The 22,494-nt window shown below is 60.4% G+C and carries 14 protein-coding genes; 4 read left to right on the top strand and 10 right to left on the bottom strand.

Annotated features, from left to right (window positions below; translation table 11 throughout):
• Nucleotides 1-7: 7 nt before the first annotated feature.
• Nucleotides 8-1,486, bottom strand: coding sequence for a TolC family protein (locus LVY65_RS09200; RefSeq protein WP_235067756.1), 1,479 nt, complete (start codon nucleotides 1,484-1,486; stop codon nucleotides 8-10).
• Nucleotides 1,487-1,550: 64 nt separating this feature from the next.
• On the bottom strand, nucleotides 1,551-9,881 hold the full coding sequence (locus LVY65_RS09195) for a DUF5801 repeats-in-toxin domain-containing protein (protein ID WP_235067755.1): 8,331 nt from the start codon (nucleotides 9,879-9,881) through the stop codon (nucleotides 1,551-1,553).
• 643 nt (nucleotides 9,882-10,524) lie between these two features.
• On the opposite strand from LVY65_RS09195, the gene LVY65_RS09190 reads away from it, so the two are divergent.
• Nucleotides 10,525-12,825 (top strand): bifunctional salicylyl-CoA 5-hydroxylase/oxidoreductase, encoded by a 2,301-nt coding sequence (locus LVY65_RS09190; protein ID WP_235067754.1) that lies wholly within the window; start codon nucleotides 10,525-10,527, stop codon nucleotides 12,823-12,825.
• A gap of 15 nt (nucleotides 12,826-12,840) precedes the next feature.
• On the opposite strand, the gene LVY65_RS09185 is transcribed toward LVY65_RS09190, so the two are convergent.
• Nucleotides 12,841-13,506 carry a pentapeptide repeat-containing protein gene (locus LVY65_RS09185; protein WP_235067753.1) on the bottom strand — a complete coding sequence of 222 codons (666 nt, stop codon included), beginning with the start codon at nucleotides 13,504-13,506 and terminating at the stop codon, nucleotides 12,841-12,843.
• A 1-nt stretch (nucleotide 13,507) separates the two neighbouring features.
• Nucleotides 13,508-14,317 (bottom strand): DUF2092 domain-containing protein, encoded by an 810-nt coding sequence (locus LVY65_RS09180; RefSeq protein WP_235067751.1) that lies wholly within the window; start codon nucleotides 14,315-14,317, stop codon nucleotides 13,508-13,510.
• Between the two features lie 227 nt (nucleotides 14,318-14,544).
• On the opposite strand from LVY65_RS09180, the gene LVY65_RS09175 reads away from it, so the two are divergent.
• On the top strand, nucleotides 14,545-15,504 hold the full coding sequence (locus LVY65_RS09175) for a formylglycine-generating enzyme family protein (RefSeq protein ID WP_408021983.1): 960 nt from the start codon (nucleotides 14,545-14,547) through the stop codon (nucleotides 15,502-15,504).
• A gap of 66 nt (nucleotides 15,505-15,570) precedes the next feature.
• Here LVY65_RS09175 and LVY65_RS09170 read toward each other — a convergent pair whose 3' ends face one another.
• The 4 genes from LVY65_RS09170 to LVY65_RS09155 all read right to left on the bottom strand — a co-directional run bounded on the left by LVY65_RS09170 (nucleotide 15,571) and on the right by LVY65_RS09155 (nucleotide 18,728).
• A complete protein-coding gene (locus LVY65_RS09170; RefSeq protein ID WP_235067750.1) occupies nucleotides 15,571-16,260 on the bottom strand; it encodes a DUF3313 family protein in 690 nt (229 codons plus the stop codon).
• Nucleotides 16,261-16,358: 98 nt separating this feature from the next.
• On the bottom strand, nucleotides 16,359-17,141 hold the full coding sequence (locus LVY65_RS09165) for a hypothetical protein (protein WP_235067748.1): 783 nt from the start codon (nucleotides 17,139-17,141) through the stop codon (nucleotides 16,359-16,361).
• Between the two features lie 232 nt (nucleotides 17,142-17,373).
• Nucleotides 17,374-18,246, bottom strand: a complete 873-nt coding sequence (locus tag LVY65_RS09160) for a bile acid:sodium symporter family protein (RefSeq protein WP_235067746.1) — start codon at nucleotides 18,244-18,246, stop codon at nucleotides 17,374-17,376.
• A 17-nt stretch (nucleotides 18,247-18,263) separates the two neighbouring features.
• On the bottom strand, nucleotides 18,264-18,728 hold the full coding sequence (locus LVY65_RS09155; protein WP_235067744.1) for a DUF202 domain-containing protein: 465 nt from the start codon (nucleotides 18,726-18,728) through the stop codon (nucleotides 18,264-18,266).
• A gap of 258 nt (nucleotides 18,729-18,986) precedes the next feature.
• On the opposite strand from LVY65_RS09155, the gene LVY65_RS09150 reads away from it, so the two are divergent.
• Nucleotides 18,987-19,610, top strand: a complete 624-nt coding sequence (locus LVY65_RS09150) for a response regulator transcription factor (protein ID WP_328282508.1) — start codon at nucleotides 18,987-18,989, stop codon at nucleotides 19,608-19,610.
• A gap of 54 nt (nucleotides 19,611-19,664) precedes the next feature.
• On the opposite strand, the gene LVY65_RS09145 is transcribed toward LVY65_RS09150, so the two are convergent.
• Nucleotides 19,665-20,432 carry a sensor histidine kinase gene (locus LVY65_RS09145; protein WP_235067741.1) on the bottom strand — a complete coding sequence of 256 codons (768 nt, stop codon included), beginning with the start codon at nucleotides 20,430-20,432 and terminating at the stop codon, nucleotides 19,665-19,667.
• 344 nt (nucleotides 20,433-20,776) lie between these two features.
• Between LVY65_RS09145 and LVY65_RS09140 the strand changes: the two genes are divergently transcribed.
• Nucleotides 20,777-21,643, top strand: coding sequence for a hypothetical protein (locus LVY65_RS09140; RefSeq protein ID WP_235067740.1), 867 nt, complete (start codon nucleotides 20,777-20,779; stop codon nucleotides 21,641-21,643).
• 52 nt (nucleotides 21,644-21,695) lie between these two features.
• Here the strand turns inward: LVY65_RS09140 and LVY65_RS09135 are convergent, their stop codons facing one another.
• Nucleotides 21,696-22,397 carry a DUF3313 domain-containing protein gene (locus LVY65_RS09135; RefSeq protein WP_235067739.1) on the bottom strand — a complete coding sequence of 234 codons (702 nt, stop codon included), beginning with the start codon at nucleotides 22,395-22,397 and terminating at the stop codon, nucleotides 21,696-21,698.
• Nucleotides 22,398-22,494 lie beyond the last annotated feature (97 nt).

Here is a 22,494-nt window from a genome sequence, read left to right as displayed (position 1 = left end):
TACCTGATTACTGGCCGCCCGTCGGTGCCGGCTCCGGAGCGGGCTCCGCGGCAGGCGCCGATGCAGGTGCCATCCCTGCATCCGGGACGGGCGGACCCATGACCGGATAAGGGAAGCTATTTTCCTGCCGGTCTTCCGGCGGGATTGGATTGACGTCGAACTTGGCGCGCTGGTTGGCCACTGCTTCGACTGGCATCTGCACGCCAAGCGCCTCAATCAGGCGGTTGGACGCTGCCAACACCCGATATTGGGCATAAAGCTTGGACATGCGTGCAGTCTCGGCCTGGGCCTGGACATTGTAGCGCGTGTTCTGGGCGTCGAGCACGTCGAGCAGCGAGCGGCGGCCGACATTGAACTGCTCACGATAGGAAAGCAGCAGATCGTCCGCGACGCGGCCTTGAGTCTCGAGTTCCGTAACAAGCCGGCTCTGGTTGGTGAGGCGGCTCCACGCGGAACGCGTGTCTTCCTCGGCCTGGCGAGTCCGTTGGAACAGCCGGGCATGCACTTCATCGGCGCGCGCCTTCTGTTCACGAACATTCGCCGTATTGGCGAAGCCGTCGAAGATTTTCCAACGCATTACGACCCGAGCCGTCAGATCGCTGGTGCGACCCTGGAACCCGTCGATGTCGTCGCCATAGCGGGCCGAAGCCTCAGCGTTGAACCGCGGGCCCAACTCTGCCTGAGCCGACTTGATCTCTTCACGCGAAGTGTTGAGATCGGCCAGGGCTTCCTGGACACGCGGGTTGTTCTGGCGCGCCATTTCTTCCGCTTCCGGAAGCGAAGCAGGCATCATGGCCGACAGGTCCGGCGGCATGGCGACGCTATCGATCGGAACGCCGGTCAGCGTCTGAAACTGGATCGCTGCCGTATCCAGATCTTCCTGGGCTTCGGTGATCTTGGTCCGAGCCGCCTGCAGCCGCTCTTCAGCCTGCTGCTGGTCGGCAACCGAAATCGATCCCTTGGCCACGCCTTCGCGAAGATCGGCGGCGAGCCGTTCGTGGAACGTCGCATTGTCTTGCGCGATCGCTACCAGCCGCTGTTGCAGCAGATAGTCGATGTAGGCGCGGCTGACGTTGAGCGCGACGAATTCGCTGCGCTCTTCGATGCGGGTTGCGGCCGCGTCGGTCCGCGAAGCCTGGCGCTTGATCTCAGCAGTCCGGCCGCCGCTGTTCCACAGCAGCTGGTCGGCGATGATGAAGCCTTCGACAGGATGGAGCGTATCGCCGGCAATGCCGAGATCGCGACGGGTCGGGTTGCGCAATTTACGCACGCCGGCCGAACCTTCGACCGAAATGCGCGGGTACCACAGGCCCTCGGCCTGCTTGCGCTCCTCCTTGGTCGCCTCCTTGTTGGCAACCGCTTGCCGGATCTCCGGATTGGTATTGAGGGCGGCTTGAACCGCGCTCTGGAGATCCACGCCAAATGCCGGTGAGGCGCATAACAGCACCGCCCCGGGAACGATCAACGTCCAGTGCTTCCTACTCATGTCTTCCCCCTTCTGGTCATAGGCAATGACCCTCCCCGTCCACCAGGGAGGGCCGCTGCCTTCGTTAGCCGTTAACAACCGGCTGAACTGCGTCGTGATGCTGGTTCGCCACATGCGCATTCATCAGCATGTCGGCGCCGTGGGCGAAAGCCCCGTGCCCCGCCATGTCCCAAGCCGGAACGCCGCCGGCAGCAGGGCTTGCCACATTGGCAAGCGCCGCAAGCGCGCCATTCCCGCCCGGCAAGGCATTGAGTATCGCGTCCACCGCGGCGGGTGCGTTACCCTGGCCTAGCGCTTCTGCAACGACCTGTTCGACCGAGCCGTGGTGATGGCCCTCGCCGTTAATCCCTGCAGCCTGCAGCGCTTCGGCCGAGACCATCGCGACTGTCGGAGCAACCGGGCTGGCGCTGGCCGAGACCTGGGCAGGTCCCTGATCGTTTGCAGCCGCCGGAGCATCGCTCGACTGGGCCGCGGCACTTGCCGCGCTGTCGTCGAGAGAATGATCCGATTCCGCTGCATCCGAGCTGTGGCTAGATGAGTCGGCCGGAGCCGAGTCATTGGCCGCCACAAGGGACACATTCGGCAGCGCCGAATGGCCCGAGTCGTCGCCCGAACCGCTGTCCGCGAGCTTCCCTACATGTCCGACTGCGGACTCGGTCTCGGCATTTTGGTGACTGCGGCCAAAGTCCTGATGACCCGCAGCCGCCGCCGATTCCGCCACACCTGCCGCCGCAACCGCAGCCGCCAGCGTCAGCGTGTTGCTGTTCGCTGCGGTCTTCTGCAGCTGGCTGTCGGAAACAAGCAGGCTGCTGCTCTCAGGCGAAGGCGGAAGGGTCGACTGAATCGTCGTCACGCTTGGGTCGAGCGAGATTGGTGTCGACGAATCCGCTGCCGCAGTCACGGTCGCACTGATGGCCTGCGTGATCGAGTCACCGTCGCCGTCGGTTACCGTGACGTTGAAGTCCAGCTGCGCGTTCTGCGGCGTGGTCTGCGTCGTCGTGAAACCGATCGACGAGATCTTGAACGGACCGTCGCTGACATCGGTCGAGAAGGCCTGGGTGCCCGTGCTGGCGACACCCAAAACTCCACCGTAGTTGAAGTCGATCGCCGTTCCGGAGACTCCTTCATCGCTGCCCGCAATCTGCGCACCGACTATCACCAGGTTGGTGTTGCCCTGCTGGTAATCGTTGGGCTCGATGACGATCAGGCCGTCATTCTGATCGAGCGTGATGCCCGAGTAGATCCCCGGACCCGAACCCGGGCCCTTCTGGATGTCCGAGTTCTGAACCATCAGCGCTACGGTCGAGTATGTGTGTGCGACGGTGTCATAGACCTTGAGGACGACAATCATGTCTTCCGAAGTGCCGATGCCGTCGAACTTCAGGAACATCGAGGAAGCCTGGGCATAGGTTGCCGGACTGGCCAATGTTCCGGTCGGGTTGGCGCCCTGGACCAGGTTGAAGTCGAGCACCTCGCCGCCCTGGATGGTATCGCCGGCCACGCCATTTGAGTCGTTCGAGGTGGAAACCCAGCTATCTGTCTGATTGAACACCTGACCCGGGTTCCAGGTGAAGTCGCTGGCGTCCGGGTTTGGCGGAGCATCGATCGGTGGCGGGTTGTCCGCGCCGGGGACCCAATTGGTCACCTCCAAAGCATTATTGCCGGTACCCGAGCTCGGCTCGGCAACGCTGGTGAACTGCACGTAGATGTCGTTCGCAGTTCCGGCCAGGTCCTGGATTTGGGTTACCGAGATTGCCGGCTGAGAGTTGTCCAATGTCGAGGTCCCAAACTCATAGCCCTGGAACAGGGTACCCGTCGCCGTCTGCAGGATGGTGACCACCCCCTGGATCGGGTTGGCGAGGTCGATCGTGTAGGTGCCGGCGACCTTGTCGAACACCAGCGTACCGGTTTCGTGCGCGGTATTGCCGCCACCAATCGGATAATCGAAACTGAACGAGTAGTTCGCCGTGGTCGCATTCTCGGCCCCCGGCGTCAGGATCCAGTTTGTCACCGCAACACCGCCGACCGTCGCACCGCCTGTCACGTTGGTGATGACATCGTTTGACGTGTTCGCGCCATCGGCACCCAGGTTGAAGGCGAACGCACCGGTATGGGCGACGTCGCCGCTATTCTGGATGTTGATGTTCGACGCCGAAGTCATGATCGGCGCAGAGTCCTGGAAACTGATCAGGCTGCCGATGTTGACCGAGTTGGTCGCCGTATCGCTATCGCCGTCGGTCACCGTCACGGTCGCCTGGACCGCGGTATTGATGATCGACACCGAGTCATCAGGATTGGCCGCGTTCGGATGGTAGATCGAGAGATACTCGACCATGCTAACAACGCCGGTCGTCGGGTTGATCGACAAGGCGAACGCCGCCGGACCCGCCGCCGCCACGCCGGCGGTTGCCCCGACCCGGCCAACGACAACGCCGTTTTCCAGGAACAGGAAGATGTTGACGCCGGCCGTGGTGTCGAGGCCCGAGTCTACGCCGCCCGGGGCAACGCTCAGGCCGAACAAGGTCGTGCCCGCGCCGTCGGCGCCGTAGGCACTGCCGGTGGCCGCGACCAGGGCAGCAGCACTCGTCGCGAACTGAATCGGACCGGTGCCCGCAACGTCCGGATCGTCCCCGACATTCGCCACACCGGCGAAGGCCGCGATCGGTCCGGTTACGTCATTAGAGTCAACCTGGTTGCCGGCAGACTCATCGAGACTGACGGTCTGACCGGTCGTGGCGATGCCAGCCGTTGGACCATCGTCCTGGAACTGGATATGGCTGCCGATATTGACCGAGGTGGTCGCAGGGTCGCTATCGCCGTCGGTCACCGTCACGGTCGCCTGGACCGCAGTGTTTAGGATCGACACCGAGTCATCCGGATTGCCGGTGTTCGGGTGGTTGATCGACATATATTCGACCATGCTGATGAAGCCGGTCGACGGATCGATCGACAGCGCGAACGCCGCCGGACCCGCAGCCGCCGCACCGGCAGTCGCCCCGACCCGGCCAACGACAAGGCCGTTTTCCAGGAACAGGAAGATGTTGACGCCGGCCGTCGTGTCGAGACCCGAGTCAACGCCGCCCGGAGCAACGCTGAGGCCGAACACGGTCGTGCCCGCGCCGTCGGCGCCATAGGCGCTGCCGGTCGCCGCAACGATCGCCGCGGCACTAGTCCCGAACTGCGGACCCGCCATGTCGGCGTCGGTGCCCTTGTTGGCAACGCCGTTGAAGATCGCCAGCGGACCGGTGACGTCGTTAGAGTCGCCCTGATTGCCGTTGGTTTCGTCAACACCGACATTCTGGCCAGTGGCGACCACCGCTGCCGTCGGGCCATCGTCCTGGAACTGGATATGGCTGCCGATATTGACCGAATTGGTCGTCGTATCGCCGTCACTGTCGGTCACCGCCACCGTCGCCTGGACCGCAGTGTTTAGGATCGACACCGAGTCATCCGGATTGCCGGTGTTCGGGTGGTTGATCGACATATATTCGACCATGCTGATGAAGCCGGTCGACGGATCGATCGACAGCGCGAACGCCGCCGGACCCGCAGCCGCCGCACCGGCAGTCGCCCCGACCCGGCCAACGACAAGGCCGTTTTCCAGGAACAGGAAGATGTTGACGCCGGCCGTCGTGTCGAGACCCGAGTCAACGCCGCCCGGAGCAACGCTGAGGCCGAACACGGTCGTGCCCGCGCCGTCGGCGCCATAGGCGCTGCCGGTCGCCGCAACGATCGCCGCGGCACTAGTCCCGAACTGCGGACCCGCCATGTCGGCGTCGGTGCCCTTGTTGGCAACGCCGTTGAAGATCGCCAGCGGACCGGTGACGTCGTTAGAGTCGCCCTGATTGCCGTTGGTTTCGTCAACACTGACATTCTGGCCAGTGGCGACCACCGCTGCCACAGGCGAGTCGTCATCGACATTGATCGTGATCGTCGCGGAATCCGCGTCGTTATCGATATCCTTGACCTGGACGCCAATCGAGAAGTCGAGATTATTCTCGGTGTTGTCGCCTGCCTCGCCATCCAATGACGGATGCACGATCGGATTGTTCTGCGTGACCGTGAACGCACCGGTGGCCGTGTTCAGGTCAATCGTCATGACGACAGTCACGCCCTGCAGCACCTGGATTGTGTCGCCATCAACAACGTTGACGGTGAAGCCCGTCGGCAGCGTGTTGGTTCCGGTGAACGAATAAGTCAGGGTACCATCACCGCCCGAGCCATTCAGTTGTCCATTGACAACATTGCCGGGAACCGTGTCGGGATCATCGTCGCCCGGACCGTCCAAGATGCCGCCTTTGCCCGGAATGACATCATCATCCAAGCGGATCAGATCTGGATCCGGCAGCGTCGGCGTATTGTCCGCCAGCGTGATGGTCAGCGTGGCGCTGACTGAATCGCCGTCACCATCCAAATAGGTGTAGGTGAAAGTGTCGGTCGCGCCGCCGGCACCGCCGGTACGGGTGTAAGTATACTGGCCGCTGGCATCCATATGCAGCGTGCCCCACTCGCCGCTCACATCGAAACCGCCCGCCGGATTGCTGTCGGTGCTGCCGTTGAAGCCGACGAGGTTGCTGATCGCGCCAAAGCCGTCGGCGCCCGGGACATCGTGATTAGCCGCGCCTTCTGTCGTGCCCACGCCGGTGATCACATTGCCGACCGCCTCGTCTGTGACCGGATCGGTAGTGTCGGTGTCGTTGTTTGCCGATGGACCGTCGTCGAGGAAGGTGAGCTGTCCGCCGATATCGACCGCGTCCGAAGTCACCGGATCGCCGTCGCCGTCGGTCGCCGTCACGGTCACGCCGATGATGTCCGAACCGAAGTTGAGCGGGTCGTTCGGGTTCGGGTTGATCGGATGGTCGAGCGAGAGATATTGCTCCATGCTGACCACGCCGGTCGTCGAATTAATCGCGATGGCAAACGCGGCCTGGCCTGCGAAAGCCCCCGCGGCAACCACGCCGACAATAACACCACCCTGCATTACCAGGTTGATCGCGCTGCCATCCGTCAGGGTCAGCCCCGACGAAGGGTTGAGGATGCTCAGCGCATAGCTGATCCCGCCGCCAGCGGCCGGGCCGTCTGCTCCGAATACCGCATTGGCGTCGACGATTGCCGAGCCCGAGTTGGCCTGGCCAAGCGCAAGGCCGCCAGCGAGGTCGGGATCATCACCCTTCGCATAGATACCTGTGTTGATGAGCGGATCGGTTGACGGAAGACTCTCGTCAACCGTGACGGTCGCCTCCTGATTAACCGAAGGATCGATCGTCGGACCGTCGTCAAGGAAGCTGATCTTGCCGCCAATGTCGATGACGCCGGACGTCGCCGTATCACCGTCGCCGTCAGTCGCCGTGACGATGGCGCCGAGGCTGTTCGGGTCCAGGGTCAGAACATCGTTCGGATCGGGATTCACCGGATGGTCAAGGCTGAGATAAAGCTCGGCCGTGATCGTACCCGTGCTCGCGTCGATCGAGATAGCAAACGCCGCTTGGCCGTCGAATGCTCCGCCGCTGACAACGCCGACCACCACGCCGCTCGGAAGCAGGACCAGGTTGATCGCCGAACCGTCGGTAAGGGTCAGGCCCGACGAGGGATTAATGACCGAAAGCGCGAACGTCAGCGAGTCGCTGGCTGCCGGGCCGTCGGCTCCAAAAGCGGCATTCGGCACCAGCAATGTCGTGCTGCCTGAACCGATTGCCTGACCGCCAACGAGGTCGGGGTCATCGCCCTTTGCATAGGGGCCGGTGTCGATTGTTGGAGCCGCCACGGGCGGGCTCTCGTCGACGATCGCCGGGCCGTCTGCACTGAGTTCCGGATCGACGCTGGGGCCGTCGTCAAGGAAGTTGAACAGGCCGGAAACGTCGACCGGATCGCTGGTAGTAGTATCGCCATCGCCATCGGTCGCGCTCACCACCACGTCGACCGTGTCTGGTCCGAGTGGTAGCGAATCGTTGGGGTTCGTAATATCCGGGTGATCGAGGCTCAAATAGAGCTCGACCGTCGCAACACCGGTCGTCGGATTGATCGCGATCGCGAATGCCGCCTCACCTGAGTGCGAGCCCTCAGTGACCATGCCGACAATCACGCCATTGATTAGCTGAAGCTGGATCGCCGAGCCATCGGTCAGCGTCAGCGGCGTGTCAGTTCCGCCAAGCTGAAGCGAATAGGTCAAGCCGCTGCCCGACGGGCCGTCCGCGCCGAACAACGCATTGGCATCCACGATTGCCGTCGATCCGACCGCGCGGCCGATCGGACCGCTGCCGGGGACATGTTCGTCATCGCCCTCGGTTCCACCGAAGTTGATCGTCGAAGCGCCGGTCGGGCCGCTCTCGTCGACCGTAACCGCGCCTTCGCGATTCAGCTCGACATTTACGACCGGAGTGTCGTCGTCGACGTTAATGGTAATTGTCGCGGGATCGGTATCGCCGTCGGCGTCCTTGACTTCGACGCCCACACCGAACGACAGGTTGTTCTCATCCAGACCCGCAGGATGATCGATCGGGTTGTTCTGCACAACCGAGAACGCGCCCGTCTCATTGTCGAGCGTAATCGTCAGGACCACCGTTCCGCCCTGCAGGATCTGCATGTGCGAAGCATCGACCAGGTTGGTCGTAAAGCCGGGCGGAAGCGAGTTCGGACCCGCGAAGAAATAATCGAGGTCGCCGTCGCCGCCAGAGCCGACGAGCTGCCCAGGCGTACCCTGGGAGTCGACATCGTCGCCGGTTCCGCCCGGATTGCCGCCGGTCAGCGCATCATCGTCCAGAAGCACCGCGTCAGGATTCGGAAGGTCCGGATGCAGGTCGGGATTGGTGATCGTCAGCGTCGCTTGCGTCGTGTCGCCGTCACCGTCCGTCAGCGTGTAGGTGAACACGTCCACTCCGCCGCCGCCGGCATTGGGATTGACGGTATAGGTGTAATTGCCCTGCGCATCGATCGTCAGAACGCCGAACTGGCCGTTGACCGTGAGCAGACCGCCTTCGAACGTCGAATCGTTACTGCCGCCGAAGCCGCTGACTGAAGTCAGGCTGGCATTGTCGGCGCCGACCGTGTCGGCGGCGTTGGTATCGCTGTCGCCGACGTCGCCAGGCGAGGCGTCAGTCATGACGTTGCCGGTAGCAACGCCGTCAACGGTCGTGTCGGTATCGTTACGCGCCGTCGGCACGTCGTCGATGATGTCGATGGTCAACGTCGCCGTCGCCTGGTCGCCATCATCGTCGGTGATCGTGACGCTGAAATCGTCGTGCGTGTTATCGCCCGACGTATTGTCGGTCAGCGTGTAGCTGTAGAGGATATTCTGGCCGCTGAAGCCTGTGATCGTCAGGGTTCCGTATTGGCCCTGAATCACCTGGCCGATCGCGCCAGTGACGAGCACGCCATTGATCGTGACGTTATCGATGCCGTCCGGCGAGTCGATGATGATCGTCCCGGCCGTCGTCTCATCCGTGTCGCTGTTGTTAGTGGGATTGCCGTCGGCGCCCTCATCGCTGCCTGGCGGTTCGTCCGGCAAATTGCCATCGCGGCCGGGCAAGCCGTCTTCGTCAACCGAGTCGACTGCAGAAACGGAAGCCGGCTGGCCGTCGGGCTGGATTTCGATCGTCGGCTCGCGGTCCTCGGGCAGGAAGGTTTCCTGGGGCTCCGGCGGCTTATAAGTATATTCAGTCGGCGGAATCAGGTCGCCGAGCGGAACGCCCGGATCCAGCGGAGGCGGCGGAACGGCGAAATTACCGCCGCTCGACGGCGGCGTCTCGCCGGCGGCCGGCTGCGGCTCCTGGCCGATTAGCAGGGCGGCAAGGTTGGTCGAAGGAATTTCGACCCCGCCCAGCACCAGCTGGGGCACGAAAATGGCTCCGTCGACGATGATCAGCTGCGTGCCATCGGGCATGTCGATGACCAGGTTGCGGCCAACCACGCGAATGTCGCTGAGCTCCACGCCCGGCGGCAAGGTGACGACGCCGTCCGGACCCGGAACGATCTGCTGGGCATTGGCCTTGATGACGACGGGCGTCTTGCCGATCTCGACGATCAGCGACCCGGTGTCGGTGGCACCATTGTTATCCGCAAGCGTGTACGTGAAGCGGTCGCGGACATTCTCTTCGCCGCCGTTGGCCTGATAGGTGTAATTGCCCGCGGCATCGACGCTAAGCTTTCCATGCTCTCCGACAACGCTGAGCTTTCCGCCGGCGAAGCTCGTGTCTTCCCCGCCCTTACCAGCAATGGCGGTGACGTGGGCGCCGGCGGCCACATCGGCGCCAGCCGAGCCGCTCTGCGTACCCTCGCCCGAGATCAGGTTGCCCGTGGCGGGACTGCGTGAGCCAGCCGGGAGCGAATCCAGGTCGTCGTTGGCGATCGGCTGTGACCCCTGAAACGCGCCCGTGTGCGAAGCATCTTCGTACCGCATAACCACCTCTGCCCTTTTGCGCCGGGGCAGAACCCGCGACGCGTGAATCATTCGTAGCGGGGGCTGGCTGTTAACCTTTTTGGGTTAATGCAGCCGCGAATAGTCGAGACCGCCCCCGCGCTCGTAAGGCAAAAGAAACACCTCAATTCCGAATTTTTCAAGCTTGGCCCGGTCAAGACTAGGATAAGCGATGTTCAACTTTAGCGTTGCGGTCCGAATTTCATGGTTAATCTTGCCGCTTTAGTAAGTATTCATCTGGACGATTTGTGGATACACCATGAGATTAGGGAAAAACGCTAGATGTTTTGCCTGAATTATCCCAGAGTAGGCTTGCGAATAGATTCACGTAATAGGTGAAAAGTTAATTCGTGTTAAATTTATAACTTAGGTTAGCGAAAGGTTAACGGAGCGCGGTAAGCAGCCGACCCCGATTCAACGAAGATTCCGGTCGACCCAAAGCTTGTGGAAAAAATTGTGGGCCAAGCGTCCCGCTTTGGGAAAATCTGCCCTTCAGTCGAGTTCCTTTGCATGCGACTCGGCAAACCCATCATCCGGGGGCCGAGTCGAATCGGCGACATTTCAATCGCGGGTGCATCCGCCACCACGGGTCGCTAGGATGGTGAATATTCCGGGAGGGACGAGCTTGAAAATTGCCTGCATCGGCGGAGGCCCAGCCGGCCTTTACTTCGCCATTTCGATGAAGCTTCGCGATCCCCGTCACGAAGTGCATGTGTTCGAGCGAAATGCCGCGGGGGTCACCTTCGGCTGGGGCGTCGTCTTTTCCGACCAGACAGTCGAAAACTTAATGGCCAATGATCCGGTGTCCGGCCAAATTATTGCAGACGAATTTGCGCATTGGGATGATATCGACGTTCACATCCATGGGACCTGCGTCCGCTCGTCGGGCCATGGTTTCATCGGCATCGGCCGCAAACGCTTGCTGGAGATTTTGGCGGGCCGAGCCTGCGATCTGGGCGTCAACATCCACTATGAAACGGAATGCGATCCGGACCTCACTAGCTGGCGAGACTGGGACCTGGTTATTGCCGCGGATGGAATCAACAGCCGGTTCCGAGAAGCCTATGCCGAGCGTCTCGGCGTAGACATTCAGGAACGCGCCAATCGCTTTGTCTGGCTTGGAACGCCGAAGACATTCGACGCCTTCACCTTCGCCTTCGAGAAGACAGAGGCCGGCTGGATCTGGGCCCACGCCTATCGCTTCGCCGACGACTGTTCGACCTTCATCATTGAATGTTCGGAAAGCACTTGGACCGGCCTGGGGTTCGATCGGATGGATCAGGCCGAGGCGATCGCAACTTGTGAAAGGATCTTCGCCAAATACCTCGATGGCCAGCCGTTACTTAGCAACGCTGCGCATCTACGCGGTTCCGCAGCTTGGCTGAAGTTTCGCCGGATCATTTGCGAGCGCTGGCATCATGACAAGATCATCCTGCTGGGCGATGCCGCTCATACTGCCCATTTCTCGATTGGTTCGGGTACCAAGCTTGCGCTTGAAGATGCAATCAAGCTGGCCGAGGTTCTTAACCGTCCCGGCCTCGACCGCATGGAAGCGCTCGCTGAATATCAGGCTGAGCGAAACCTTGAGGTGCTGAAGCTTCAGAATAGCGCACGTAACTCAACTGAATGGTTCGAAACCGTAGAGCGCTATTTGGACTTCGAGCCCTGGCAGTTCGCCTATTCGCTGATGACCCGTTCCCAGCGCATCAGCCATGAAAACCTTCGCCTCCGCGATCGCAATTGGTTGGAGGGGACGGAGCGGACCTTTTGGGAGCGGGCAACCGGAAAGGCCAAGAATGCTTGGCCAATGTTCGCGCCGTTCAAGCTGCGTGAGATGATGCTTGAGAATCGCATCGTCGTCTCCCCGATGGCAATGTATTCGGCGACCGACGGAATGCCCAACGACTTCCATCTTGTTCATCTCGGTGCGAGGGCTCAGGGCGGTGCGGGCCTGCTTTTCACTGAAATGACCTGCGTCTCGCCCTCGGGACGGATCACCCCCGGATGCACTGGCATGTGGAAAGAGGACCATGTTACGGCCTGGCGACGGATCACCGAATTCGTTCACTCCAACAGCAAGGCCAAGATCTGCCTCCAGCTTGGGCATTCGGGCAGCAAGGGTTCGACCCAGCTCGGATGGGAAGTAGCCGATGCGCCGCTGAACGAAGGCAATTGGCCATTGATTGCAGCCTCTGACGTTCCCTGGGCGCCGGCCAACCAGCAACCGCGTCCGATGACCCGCTCCGACATGGACAATGTTCGCGATCAATTCGTTGCCGCCGTGCGTATGGGGCAGCAAGCCGGCTTCGACATGGTCGAATTACACGCGGCACACGGCTATCTGTTGTCGGGCTTCATTACCCCGCTTCAGAACAGGCGCACTGACGAATATGGCGGCAGCTTGGCGAACCGGCTTCGCTTTCCGCTCGAAGTGTTCGCGGCGATGCGCGAGGCTTGGCCGGCGGACAAGCCGATGTCAGTTCGTATTTCAGCCAACGATTGGGCCGGCCGGGAGGGGGTTACCCCTGATGAAGCGGTGCTCGTCGCCGAAGCGTTCGCGGAAGCCGGCGCCGACTTGATTGACGTCTCGGCCGGCCAGACCTGGGCCGATGCACAGCCGGTTTACGGGCGCCTGTTCCAGACGCCTTTTTCGGACAAGATTCGAAACGAGGCAAAGCTCGCTACCATGGCGGTCGGCAACATCACCGACCCCGACCAAGCCAACGCAATCCTTACCGCCGGCCGAGCCGATCTGGTGGCGCTGGCCCGGCCGCATTTGATCGACCCGATGTGGACGCTGCGCGCCGCGGCGGCCGCCGACTATCGCGACCAGTGGGTCCCTCCCCAATATCTCGGCGGGATGGCCCAACTAGTCCGCACCATGCAGCGCGAAGCGGAAATGAAGGCCGCCGAGCTCAGGGCCTGAATGTGATCCGGCAGCTCAGGGCTTGTCCACAACGACATAGACCACCGTATCGCCCTGATAGGTGGGTTTGTAATATGCCCCGCCACATGAGTAATAGGTGAAACCGCTATAGGGATAGGGTGAGCAGGCCGGGGGAAGCGCATAGTAGCGCGAACCGATAGCCGCGGCCGTCATGCCGGCAACCGCGCCAACAGCGAGACCTGCACCGACTGGATAGTCGTTCCAGCCGCCGTGACAGCAGCCATAATTGTTGTCGACGTTGACGTTGACGTTGCCGGTGTTGATGTTTCCGGTGTTGATGTTTCCCCGGTTAATATTGCCGGTGTTGATGTTGCCGGTGTTGACGTTTCCGCGATTGATGTTCCCGGTGTTAACGTTGCCCCGATTGACGTTGCCGGCGTTGACATTTCCGCGATTCCCGGCGCCAGCGCTGCTATAGTTCCCGCCGCGGCTGAAACCGCCGGCATTCATGCCGCCGCCGCCGCCGCCGCCTCGATTGAAGCCTCCACCGCCTCCTCCGCCACCGCCTCGGTTGAAGCCGCCGCCACCACCACCGCCACGACCCATGCTGGTCGATCCGCCGCGGCCGCCGCCGCCACGAGCGTCGACTTGAGCAGCGGTGAAGGCGAGAAGACTTGCAAATGCGCCGATCGCTGCGACGCGGGAAACCGTGCTGCGCATTTTACTCTCCTGATTCCTCATAGACCGCCAGTTCAATTCGCTTCGCATCCTTATCGGGAGTGAAGGCAAAATCGCTGTCGGTGAAGGCCGGGTTCACGGTCCAGTTTAGGCGCGCGATAAAGGTTGGATTGGCCGGATCGGTCCGATCGACAATTACGACCTTGCGCGGAAGCGGGCGATCGCCCTTGTCGATCCAGATTTCCCAATCAACTTCCGCTTCGCGAAAGGCGTAATGATCGGTTTCAACGCCATCGAGCGTTGCGGTGCCGGCAAGGTAGCCGGACTTGAGCGAGTCGACACGAACGCCATTTGGATCGTTCCATCGGAACAGGTCTTCAAGCGGCAGGGCGATGCCAAATCGCTTGTAGATGGTATCGAGCACCTCCCGGTTGGTGGGAGGAGCTGGAACCGTCGCGTAAAAGTCCAGTTTCGGCGCGTAGACCGTGAATTGCTTGCCGTCATAAATGAACTGGCGGCTCTTCGCGTCGCTGACATAGTCGATAACGAAGCCGTTCGGCTTGCGGAGCTTATATTTGGTTACGCCGTCGAGCTGGATCCGCTGCCCGTCATCGGTGACAACGTCCAGGCTGCCTTCGGACGTAATTGCCGCCGTATTGAGCGACGTTAGATAAGCGCTCATTCGCTTCAGCGCCGCCACCGAGTCAGGGTCGACAATGCCCTTCGTGACAATTTTGGGAGCGGCCGACTTGGGCATGGTTGTTCCGGATTTGGGTGGAGCCGCGTTGAGTGGCGCCGTTCCAATACAAAGGATGATTCCCAGGATATAAATTCGGGGACGGAGACTGGTCATGCGTCATTCTCCATGACAGGCGCGAAATCATGTTGGGCTGGGTTTTGCCTAGCACCTCAATTTCACCGCTTTTATCAGGCTAATCCCGTAGGCCGGATGGGAACTATACGGAGGTGCAGCCTGCAACCCGTTCCTATTGGAATCCTTGGACCGTGTGAGTGGTTGGGCCGGATGATCGGGAATTTTCCCTATACCCTTGGCACCCGGTTGTACGATGATGCTCCGCCATGTTCACCCAATCCTCCACGCACCCGACCGACGTCGAGTCAGGCGATGATATGGTCCGGATCGAGGGTGGACTGTTCCACATGGGATCGGATCGCCACTATCCGGAAGAGGCGCCGCGGCATCCGGTTCGGGTCGACGGCTTTTCGATCGATCGAACGCTGGTCACCAATCGGCAGTTCGCTGCATTCGTTGAAGCGACGGGACATGTCACAACGGCGGAGATTGCACCCGCTGCGGAGGACTATCCCGGTGCGCTTCCTGAAATGCTGAAGCCGGGATCGCTGCTGTTTGTGCCGACCGAATTCCCGGTCGACACGACGGACTGGTCCCAGTGGTGGACGTTCTGCTTCGGCGCTGATTGGCGACATCCTCTCGGGCCCGATAGCGGTATCGCCGATTTGATGGACCACCCGGTGGTCCACGTTACCCACGGCGATGCCGACGCCTATGCCAAATGGATCGGCAAGAGCCTGCCGACCGAGGCACAGTGGGAATATGCGGCCTGGGCGGGCATGGACGACCATGAATTCGCCTGGGGCGATGAGTTGGAGCCCAAGGGGCGTCAGATGGCCAACGTCTGGCAGGGCGAGTTCCCATGGCAGAACCTCCTGACCGACGGCTATGAACGAACCTCACCGGTCGGCAATTATCCCGCCAACGCGTTCGGGCTTTTCGACATGATCGGCAACGTATGGGAATGGACCGACGACTGGTTCCGCGCCCGCCATCCCGCGGCGAAGGACAAGCCGTGCTGTATCCCGATCAATCCACGCGGCGGACCACGGTCCGACAGCCACGACCGATGCGATGCGATAGCCATTCCGCGCAAGACGTTGAAGGGCGGCTCCCACCTGTGCGCGCCAAGTTATTGCCGCCGATACCGCCCTGCGGCACGCCATCCGCAGCCGATCGACTCCTCCGCCAGTCATATCGGCTTCCGCTGCGTTCGAAACGACTAGCCCCCGTCACCGAAGCTGCGGGTGGGGAGGGGACAGCTCCGGTGCGGGGGCTCGGATGGGTTTCGCCTATTGCTTGCGAATCCCGTCCGTATTGACGGGCGATGACGCGCGGAGCTCAATCAGCCCCTTTGCAGCGATGTTCGCCCAGGTTTCGAATAACTGCTCGAAGTCGTCGCGATTACTGACCGAAGTGCGGAGATATCCGGGGCCATTGTCACCCGCCGCGCGCCGATCGAGCCCGCGGCCGAGTAGTTGGTTGGTTATCGAATCCCTCACTTCGATTACAAAAGTTGCTTCGCCGGCATCGACGGCAAAAGTGTCGCCCATTCCAATTCCGACGTCAGGTGCCGTGACCGCTAGGTCAATCACCCCGAAAGTGACCCGCGCAACGTCGGGTCCGGGTGCGGTCGCGACGACATAGCCCTGCTTGGCAAAGGTTTCCGCGAAGATCTTGTTCAGTCCCGCCTGGGCATCCGCGATGGCCTTTTGAACCTCGCTGTCCGTTACCCGCCCGCCAAGCGTCATTGTCGAACTATTATAGTCGCGCGCCCAATTCTTCTCGAAGGCAACCTGGGCTGGATCGAGCATGACCTTGGAATAGGCGCGGAAGTCCGCGTTAGGGAGCAGGTAAACCGCCGCAAGCTTCTTGGCCTTGACTTGGACCAGGCCATCCCAGCTAGGCGGAAGCTTCGCTGCGCTCGCCGGGGCCGTAGCCGTCAGCGCCAGCACCGCCAGCATGAGCTTGATCCCGTGCATGCCCCCATCCTCCTCGTCGAGGCTATTGCACCCATTATGAATGCGTTAACGGCCACGCCCATCCGGGAAAAGCCCGATACGGCCCGTCATCCACACCCTTAGAAACTATAGGTCGCTCCGAAGGTCGGACCGTCAAGCTTCACATGCGCTTCGAAATCATTCTTGTCCTTTCGGACCGAGAAGTGCCGCCAACCTGCGGCAAGTCGCCAGCGATCGCTAATTTCATATTGGATCGTGCCCCACAGCTGCCACGAGTTGAAGTCGTTCACGCCAAATCCGCCAACGTCGCCATAAAGCGAGGCTGCCCATTTCCCGCCAAGCGGCGTTCGGAAACGTGAAGCGATCATCGGGCCTACCTTCGTTCCCGAATTCTCTCTTTTGATTTCCTGGAGTGGCCCGCTGAGCTTGACGTCCACCTTTAGCGATACAATTCGCGCGCCCGCCATGAGATCTAGCGACATCGGCCCTTTGTCGACCACGCGATATCCCACAAGATGGGTCGTCAGGAGAAGCTTTTCGTCAACGTCGGCTTCAACGGGTATCGGGCCAATGCGTCCGTCAGCGGAACTACCCAAGCTTATGTAAAACAGGTCGTGGGCCGTAACGAAACGGCCGTGCCGCGCCTCGAACGTACTCATGAGTGCGAATTTGAGATCGCCGAGGATGTCGAAGAAGGAGTCGTCGACATGAGCCTCCTCGCCTTGCGGCGTTTTGATATCCGCCTTCATGCCGGACGCCCATAGGTAGGGCGTGACCTCAAATTCCCAGTCGCTTCCTGGCCCCTCGGTAGCGGAAGCGGCGGCCAACGACGCGGCAGCGACGCTGTCAGCGACTGAATTGCCAACTTCGGCGGCCTCAACATAAGTGGTTGAGTCGTTCACTGCTCCAGCAGCTTCGGTTGAGCTTGCATCCGCGAACGCTAACTCGGCCGCCGAAGCGCCAGTGGGATAGGTGCATATCAATGCCGTCGTTATTGCCAGCCCCAGGTTCCTAAACATGCTCCCTCCATTGCGACGAATCCAAAGTTGAAAGGAGGTTAGTGAACAGCGGCCCGCAGCATCATCGGGGTAAACCCCGAAACAATTTAAATGTGAGTGATTGGCCGCTAGCGGGCTAGGTAGCCGCGCTGCCATGCTCGCCGTTTCGCTGACGCCGAGTTTGCCAGACCAGGTACCCCACGGTCATGACTATTCCCGTCAAAAGGAAAAGCAGCACGCTCAACATAACGCGAGGATCGTTGAAATTCGCATGGACGATCAGTGCGGCAATGCCCGGATGGCGGGTACCTGCCGCCATCGCTAGCGCGTCGCTGTTTGCGGGATTTGGCCGGCCGAGCCAATGTCCCGCCAAGAGCCCGGCGGCCACGGTCACGACGATAGCCAGCAATGTCCCGTCCCCGATCAGCCCGAGAATGGCACCGCCTTCCTTATAGAGTATCAGCACCGCCAGCAATCCGACTGCGATGAAACCCAAGATCATGACAAACGGGGCAGTTCGTCGAGCAAATCCGGGCGCCCAGTTGCTGACCGCCAAGCCCACCGCCACAGGAAGAAGTGTAGTGATAGCAACCATCTTCGCGACCGCTTCGACTGATATGGAGACTTCACCTGGATACAGGACACTTAGCAAAGCCAGCGTAGCCGGCACGAACAGGATCGCGCTCAAGATCAGCGCAACATAGAGGCCGATCGCATGCGATGTATCGAGCCCGCCCTTCCACATCTTCATCTGTACCAATGGCGCCATCGGGGAAACCGCCATGATGACGATTCCGGCCCTGACAAAGGGATTAATCGGCAGGATCGAGCAGATGATGAGGGCAATAACGGGTACGACAATGTTCACCGCAAGAAGGCCCTTCAGCACCAATTTCGTATTGCGCATCGCTGCCAGGACGACTCGCGGCTGGGCCTGCAAGCCAATCGACGCGATAATCAAGCACAGCGCGCCCTGAGCGACGATCGGCATCAGCTCCTTAGCGTCCACTGCGCGCACTCCTCAGTTTAGAGTGGACCAGCCTTGGCGATGATCCGCAAGATCGCGACTAGCCCGACGAGAAGCAGCAGAATGGCAACGACCATCGTGCCCGATACTTTGACGATCTCGGGATGGTGGAGGAGCTTCTCTTCGAACAGCTTTTGTCTCCGGCTCCGTCGTTCCCGGGCTTCCTGCCGATGATTGAGGATGCCGAGCGACAGGAGAATGATTCCTAGAATGATTAAAGCCCCTCCAAAGCGCCGCGGCGCCTCGGCCGGCAATTCGAGATACTTCTCCGCCAACGTATGGAAGAATGTGAAAATCGTAAAACCGAAACCGATCAGCGCCAGTGCGGTGCGGACCATCGCCATCAACGTTCGATCGCTGGCCAAGGCAGTACGATCGAACGCCATTGCGGTGCGGTTGGAAGCAAGCTCGGTTCCCGCATCTCCTCCAATCAGTGGTGACGCGGGTTCAATCTCCTGAGCCAAGGGGACCACCTTTCGCGGATTGGCTGGGCGAACGAGAACACTATCGTTCCTCGCATTTCGACCGCCAATCGGGAAAACACCCTACGTTCCGACCGATCGGAGTTAATGCCATTTGAAAGCATCATTTGAACTGGCGTCGCCAGCTAAGGAGGAAGGGTTTATCCCGATAGCGCTGGGTGTGTCGCAGGTTACGAGATTGCATATGACGAAGAATAAGACGGGTTTGCCAATGCGATGACCAGTCCGATCAGACGAATAATGATTGTCGACGATCACGGCGCGGTACGGCGTGGCGTACGTCAGCTTGTCGAAAGCAAGCCTTATTACCAGGTGGTCGGGGAAGCGGCTGACGGCCGGGCTGCCCTGGCGATAGCGCAGGAAACCAATCCCGACATAACCATCCTTGACTATTCGCTGCCGGAGCTAAACGGCCTCGACCTCGCTCACCTGCTCAAGCGGACCTTCCCGCGAATGGAAATCCTGCTCTACACCATGCATGATCGCGAAGAGATCATCATGGATGTGTTGCGGGCCGGCGTTCGTGGGTTCGTGCTCAAGTCGGATACGGAGCCGCATTTGATCGCGGCGCTAGACGCGCTTTCGATCCACCGCCCCTATTTTTCGAACGCCATTTCGGAAACGCTCCTGGAAAAGTTCCTTGAGACCAAGCCGCAACCCTGCGCGAGCAGCCTTACGCATCGCGAACGCGAGGTGGTCCAGCAGATTGCCGAGGGACGCATCAACAAGGAAATCGCGGAGATCCTAGGCATCAGCGTGAAGACCGTCGAAACTCACCGCGCAAGCGCAATGCACAAGCTCAAGTTGCGCACGACCGCCGATCTTGTCCGCTATGCCATCCGCAACAACATTGTGCAGGCCTAAGGTCCCTGAATGCCGCATCTTCACCGAATGATTTAAACGCGGCGGCTTCACACGCTAGTCGATTGCAACGCTCGCTATCAGCTTGGTGCCCTGCTTCAGTCGTCGGATCGACAATTGACCGCCAAGGCGTTCAACCCGGTGTCGCATTCCCGGCAACCCAAGCCCCTTGGATACCAGTTCGCTTGTCGCGGTCGGCATACCCCGACCGTCATCCTGAACACTGAGCTGAAGCATGCCGCCATGCTCGAGCAGCGACATTCGGACCAATCCAGCGCAGGCATGGCGATGCACATTCATCAGCGCCTCCTGCGCCACTCGCAGTAGCGCAATCGAAGCTGCACCATTGGCGATGGCCCGATTGCAGATGGATTTGAAAACGATCTTCAGACCGGTTCGATCGCCAAATCCTCGCGCAAGCGTATTGAGTGCCGCAACAAGCCCACCTTGACCTAGCTCGGCGGGATAATGAAGGTATGAGAATGCGCGAATTTCCTGGTCGATCTGCCGTACGGTTTCGCTGATCTCTTCCAGAATTTCTTCGGACTCGCCGGCATCATGCGCACGCTTCAGGTGGCTGATTCCAAGCCTAAGCGAAAGCAGCAGCTGCCCAGTTGAATCGTGCAATTCGCGGCCCATCCGCAATCCTTCATATTCCTGGGCCATCAGGCGATGTTCAAGGTAACGATCGCATTCCATACCCTGATCGGAAATCCATGCCTCTTCGATAAGGCTCGATCCCGCTACCGAAGTGCGGTCTTCGCGAAACGCGCGAGAGTCATGTGGTGCAGAAACGTCAGCCAGGCCCTCATCAAGTAAGTGCATTGGCGGCTCAGCGCGCACGCAATGGCGAACGTCGATCTCAACGGAATTTACCGACGCCGGGAGGTCCACACCATGATCCATCAACAACGCCCCCGTTGCCTTAAGGAAATGATCAAAAGTCGGGACGCAACCTACTTGGCCTAATTATCAAGCGCCTATGCCGCAAAACTTAGTGAATAACGTATGTTAATATACCAATTCATCCCCAGAGTCATGCTGATTCAGGGTCTACCATTACTCATTAACCCTAGGGGCCCTGGAGCATCGATAGGTAATTGTCCCAATGGTGATCTCGCCCTGCGAGTGCAGGCTGGTTCTATCAGGAAGCGAACGGGGCCAGCTTTATGCAAAGACCTACTGAACTGGTCGCCGCGATACTTTCGTCATTGTTGGCAACTCCTGCGCTTGCCGCGCAGGATGCGCCACCCGCAGAGCAAGCCAATGCTCCCTCAGCGCCCCAGGCCTCGGCAACTTCGCCCGACGACGCCGAGTCCCTGGCCAAGAAGCTGTCGAACCCCGTCGCCTCGCTGATCAGCGTGCCGTTCCAGGCGAACCTGGATTTCGGCGTCGGCCTCACGGACAGCGGCGACAAGATGACGCTCAATATTCAGCCGGTGGTTCCGATCGGCATAACCCAAAACGCCAACCTAATCGTCCGGACGATCGTGCCGGTCATCTTCCAAACCGACCTGCGAGGCGACGACGTTAGCGATTTCGGGCTTGGGGATACCGTGCAGAGCTTCTTCTATTCGCCCAAGAAGCCAACCGCGGGAGGAATAATTTGGGGCGCTGGTCCGGTGTTTCTCTATCCAAGCGGCACCAGCAAATATACCACGAGCGACAAGTGGGGTGCCGGCCCGACGTTCGTCGTGTTGAAACAGTTCGGGCCAACGACCATCGGCTTGTTGGCCAATCACATCTGGTCGGTGGCGGGATCCGACGCCCGCCCGGACGTCAGCTCAACTTTTCTCCAGCCATTCCTGGCCTACACGACTAAACGGGCCACCACTTATGGCCTCAACACCGAAAGCACTTACGACTGGAAAACAAAACAATGGTCGGTGCCGATCAATGTAACGGTGGCGCAGTTGGTGCGTATCGGCAGGCAGCCTGTCTCATTCACCTTGGGCGGCCGCTACTATGTCGCACGTCCAAAATTCGGCCCGGACTGGGGTGTCCGGTTCGTCACAACCCTGCTTTTCCCCAAGTGATGATAAGACCGGTGGGGATTCGCCACCGGCCCAATCGCGGAACTCGCCGGCCCTACGGCGCTGGGCTTGTGCCCATCATATTCTGCAGTTTCTTGACGGCCGCTTCGGCGAAATCATGGGCTACCGCCTTCACCGTATCGCTGGTCGAAAAGGTCGCGGGAATGTCCAGCGGATCGGGGGTCCGCCGGCGGACAGCGGTGAACAATAATTCGCCCGTCTTCCCATTATAGCCTTCGACCGCGAACAGTAGCGAGCCCGTCATCGTGCCGCTTTTCCCAATCACGCTTTTGAACGCGTTGAGACCAAGACCGATAGGCGTCGCGCGCGTAGCAGTTGCGACCCCGCCCACCGTCTTCTTGGCGCCGAGCAGCACGACACGAAGACGCAGCGTGTCTGCAGTGGGAGGACCTGACGGGGCAGGAAAGGCCGCTCCGATTTCGGACTGAAGCTCGTCCGTCATGATTGCGGCAAATTTGGTCCGGTCGTCCTGGCTGATGTCGCCAAACTGCGCATCAGGGCCTGTGTAGACCGTCGTCGGATCGACAATGACCTGGCGATATGTCGTGAAGTTGGCGTTCGGATTGACGTAAGTCCAGGACTCGCTTCCCGCCTTGTCCTGATTCATTTGCGCCGATGCAGGCAGGTTGACCGGGGCATGATCCACGGTTTGAGCAATGGCGGGAGTTGCTGTCAGGAAAAGGGCCGCCGAAACGGCAGCACAGGAAATAGCCCTTTTGGCTGAACGTTGGGTCATGGCGGTGAAGCTCCTTCGTCGTCTGGCTGGACCGAGGTCCGGATCCCAGACCCCTAATTGCGGTACGAAAGAAGCCTTACATCCTGCCCAGCCGCGC

The sequence above is a fragment of the Sphingomonas cremea genome, from assembly GCF_021502585.1.
GTDB classification, from domain to species: domain Bacteria; phylum Pseudomonadota; class Alphaproteobacteria; order Sphingomonadales; family Sphingomonadaceae; genus Sphingomicrobium; species Sphingomicrobium cremea.
Note: the sequence above shows the minus strand (reverse complement) of the source record. Positions and strands in the feature narration are given on the sequence as shown.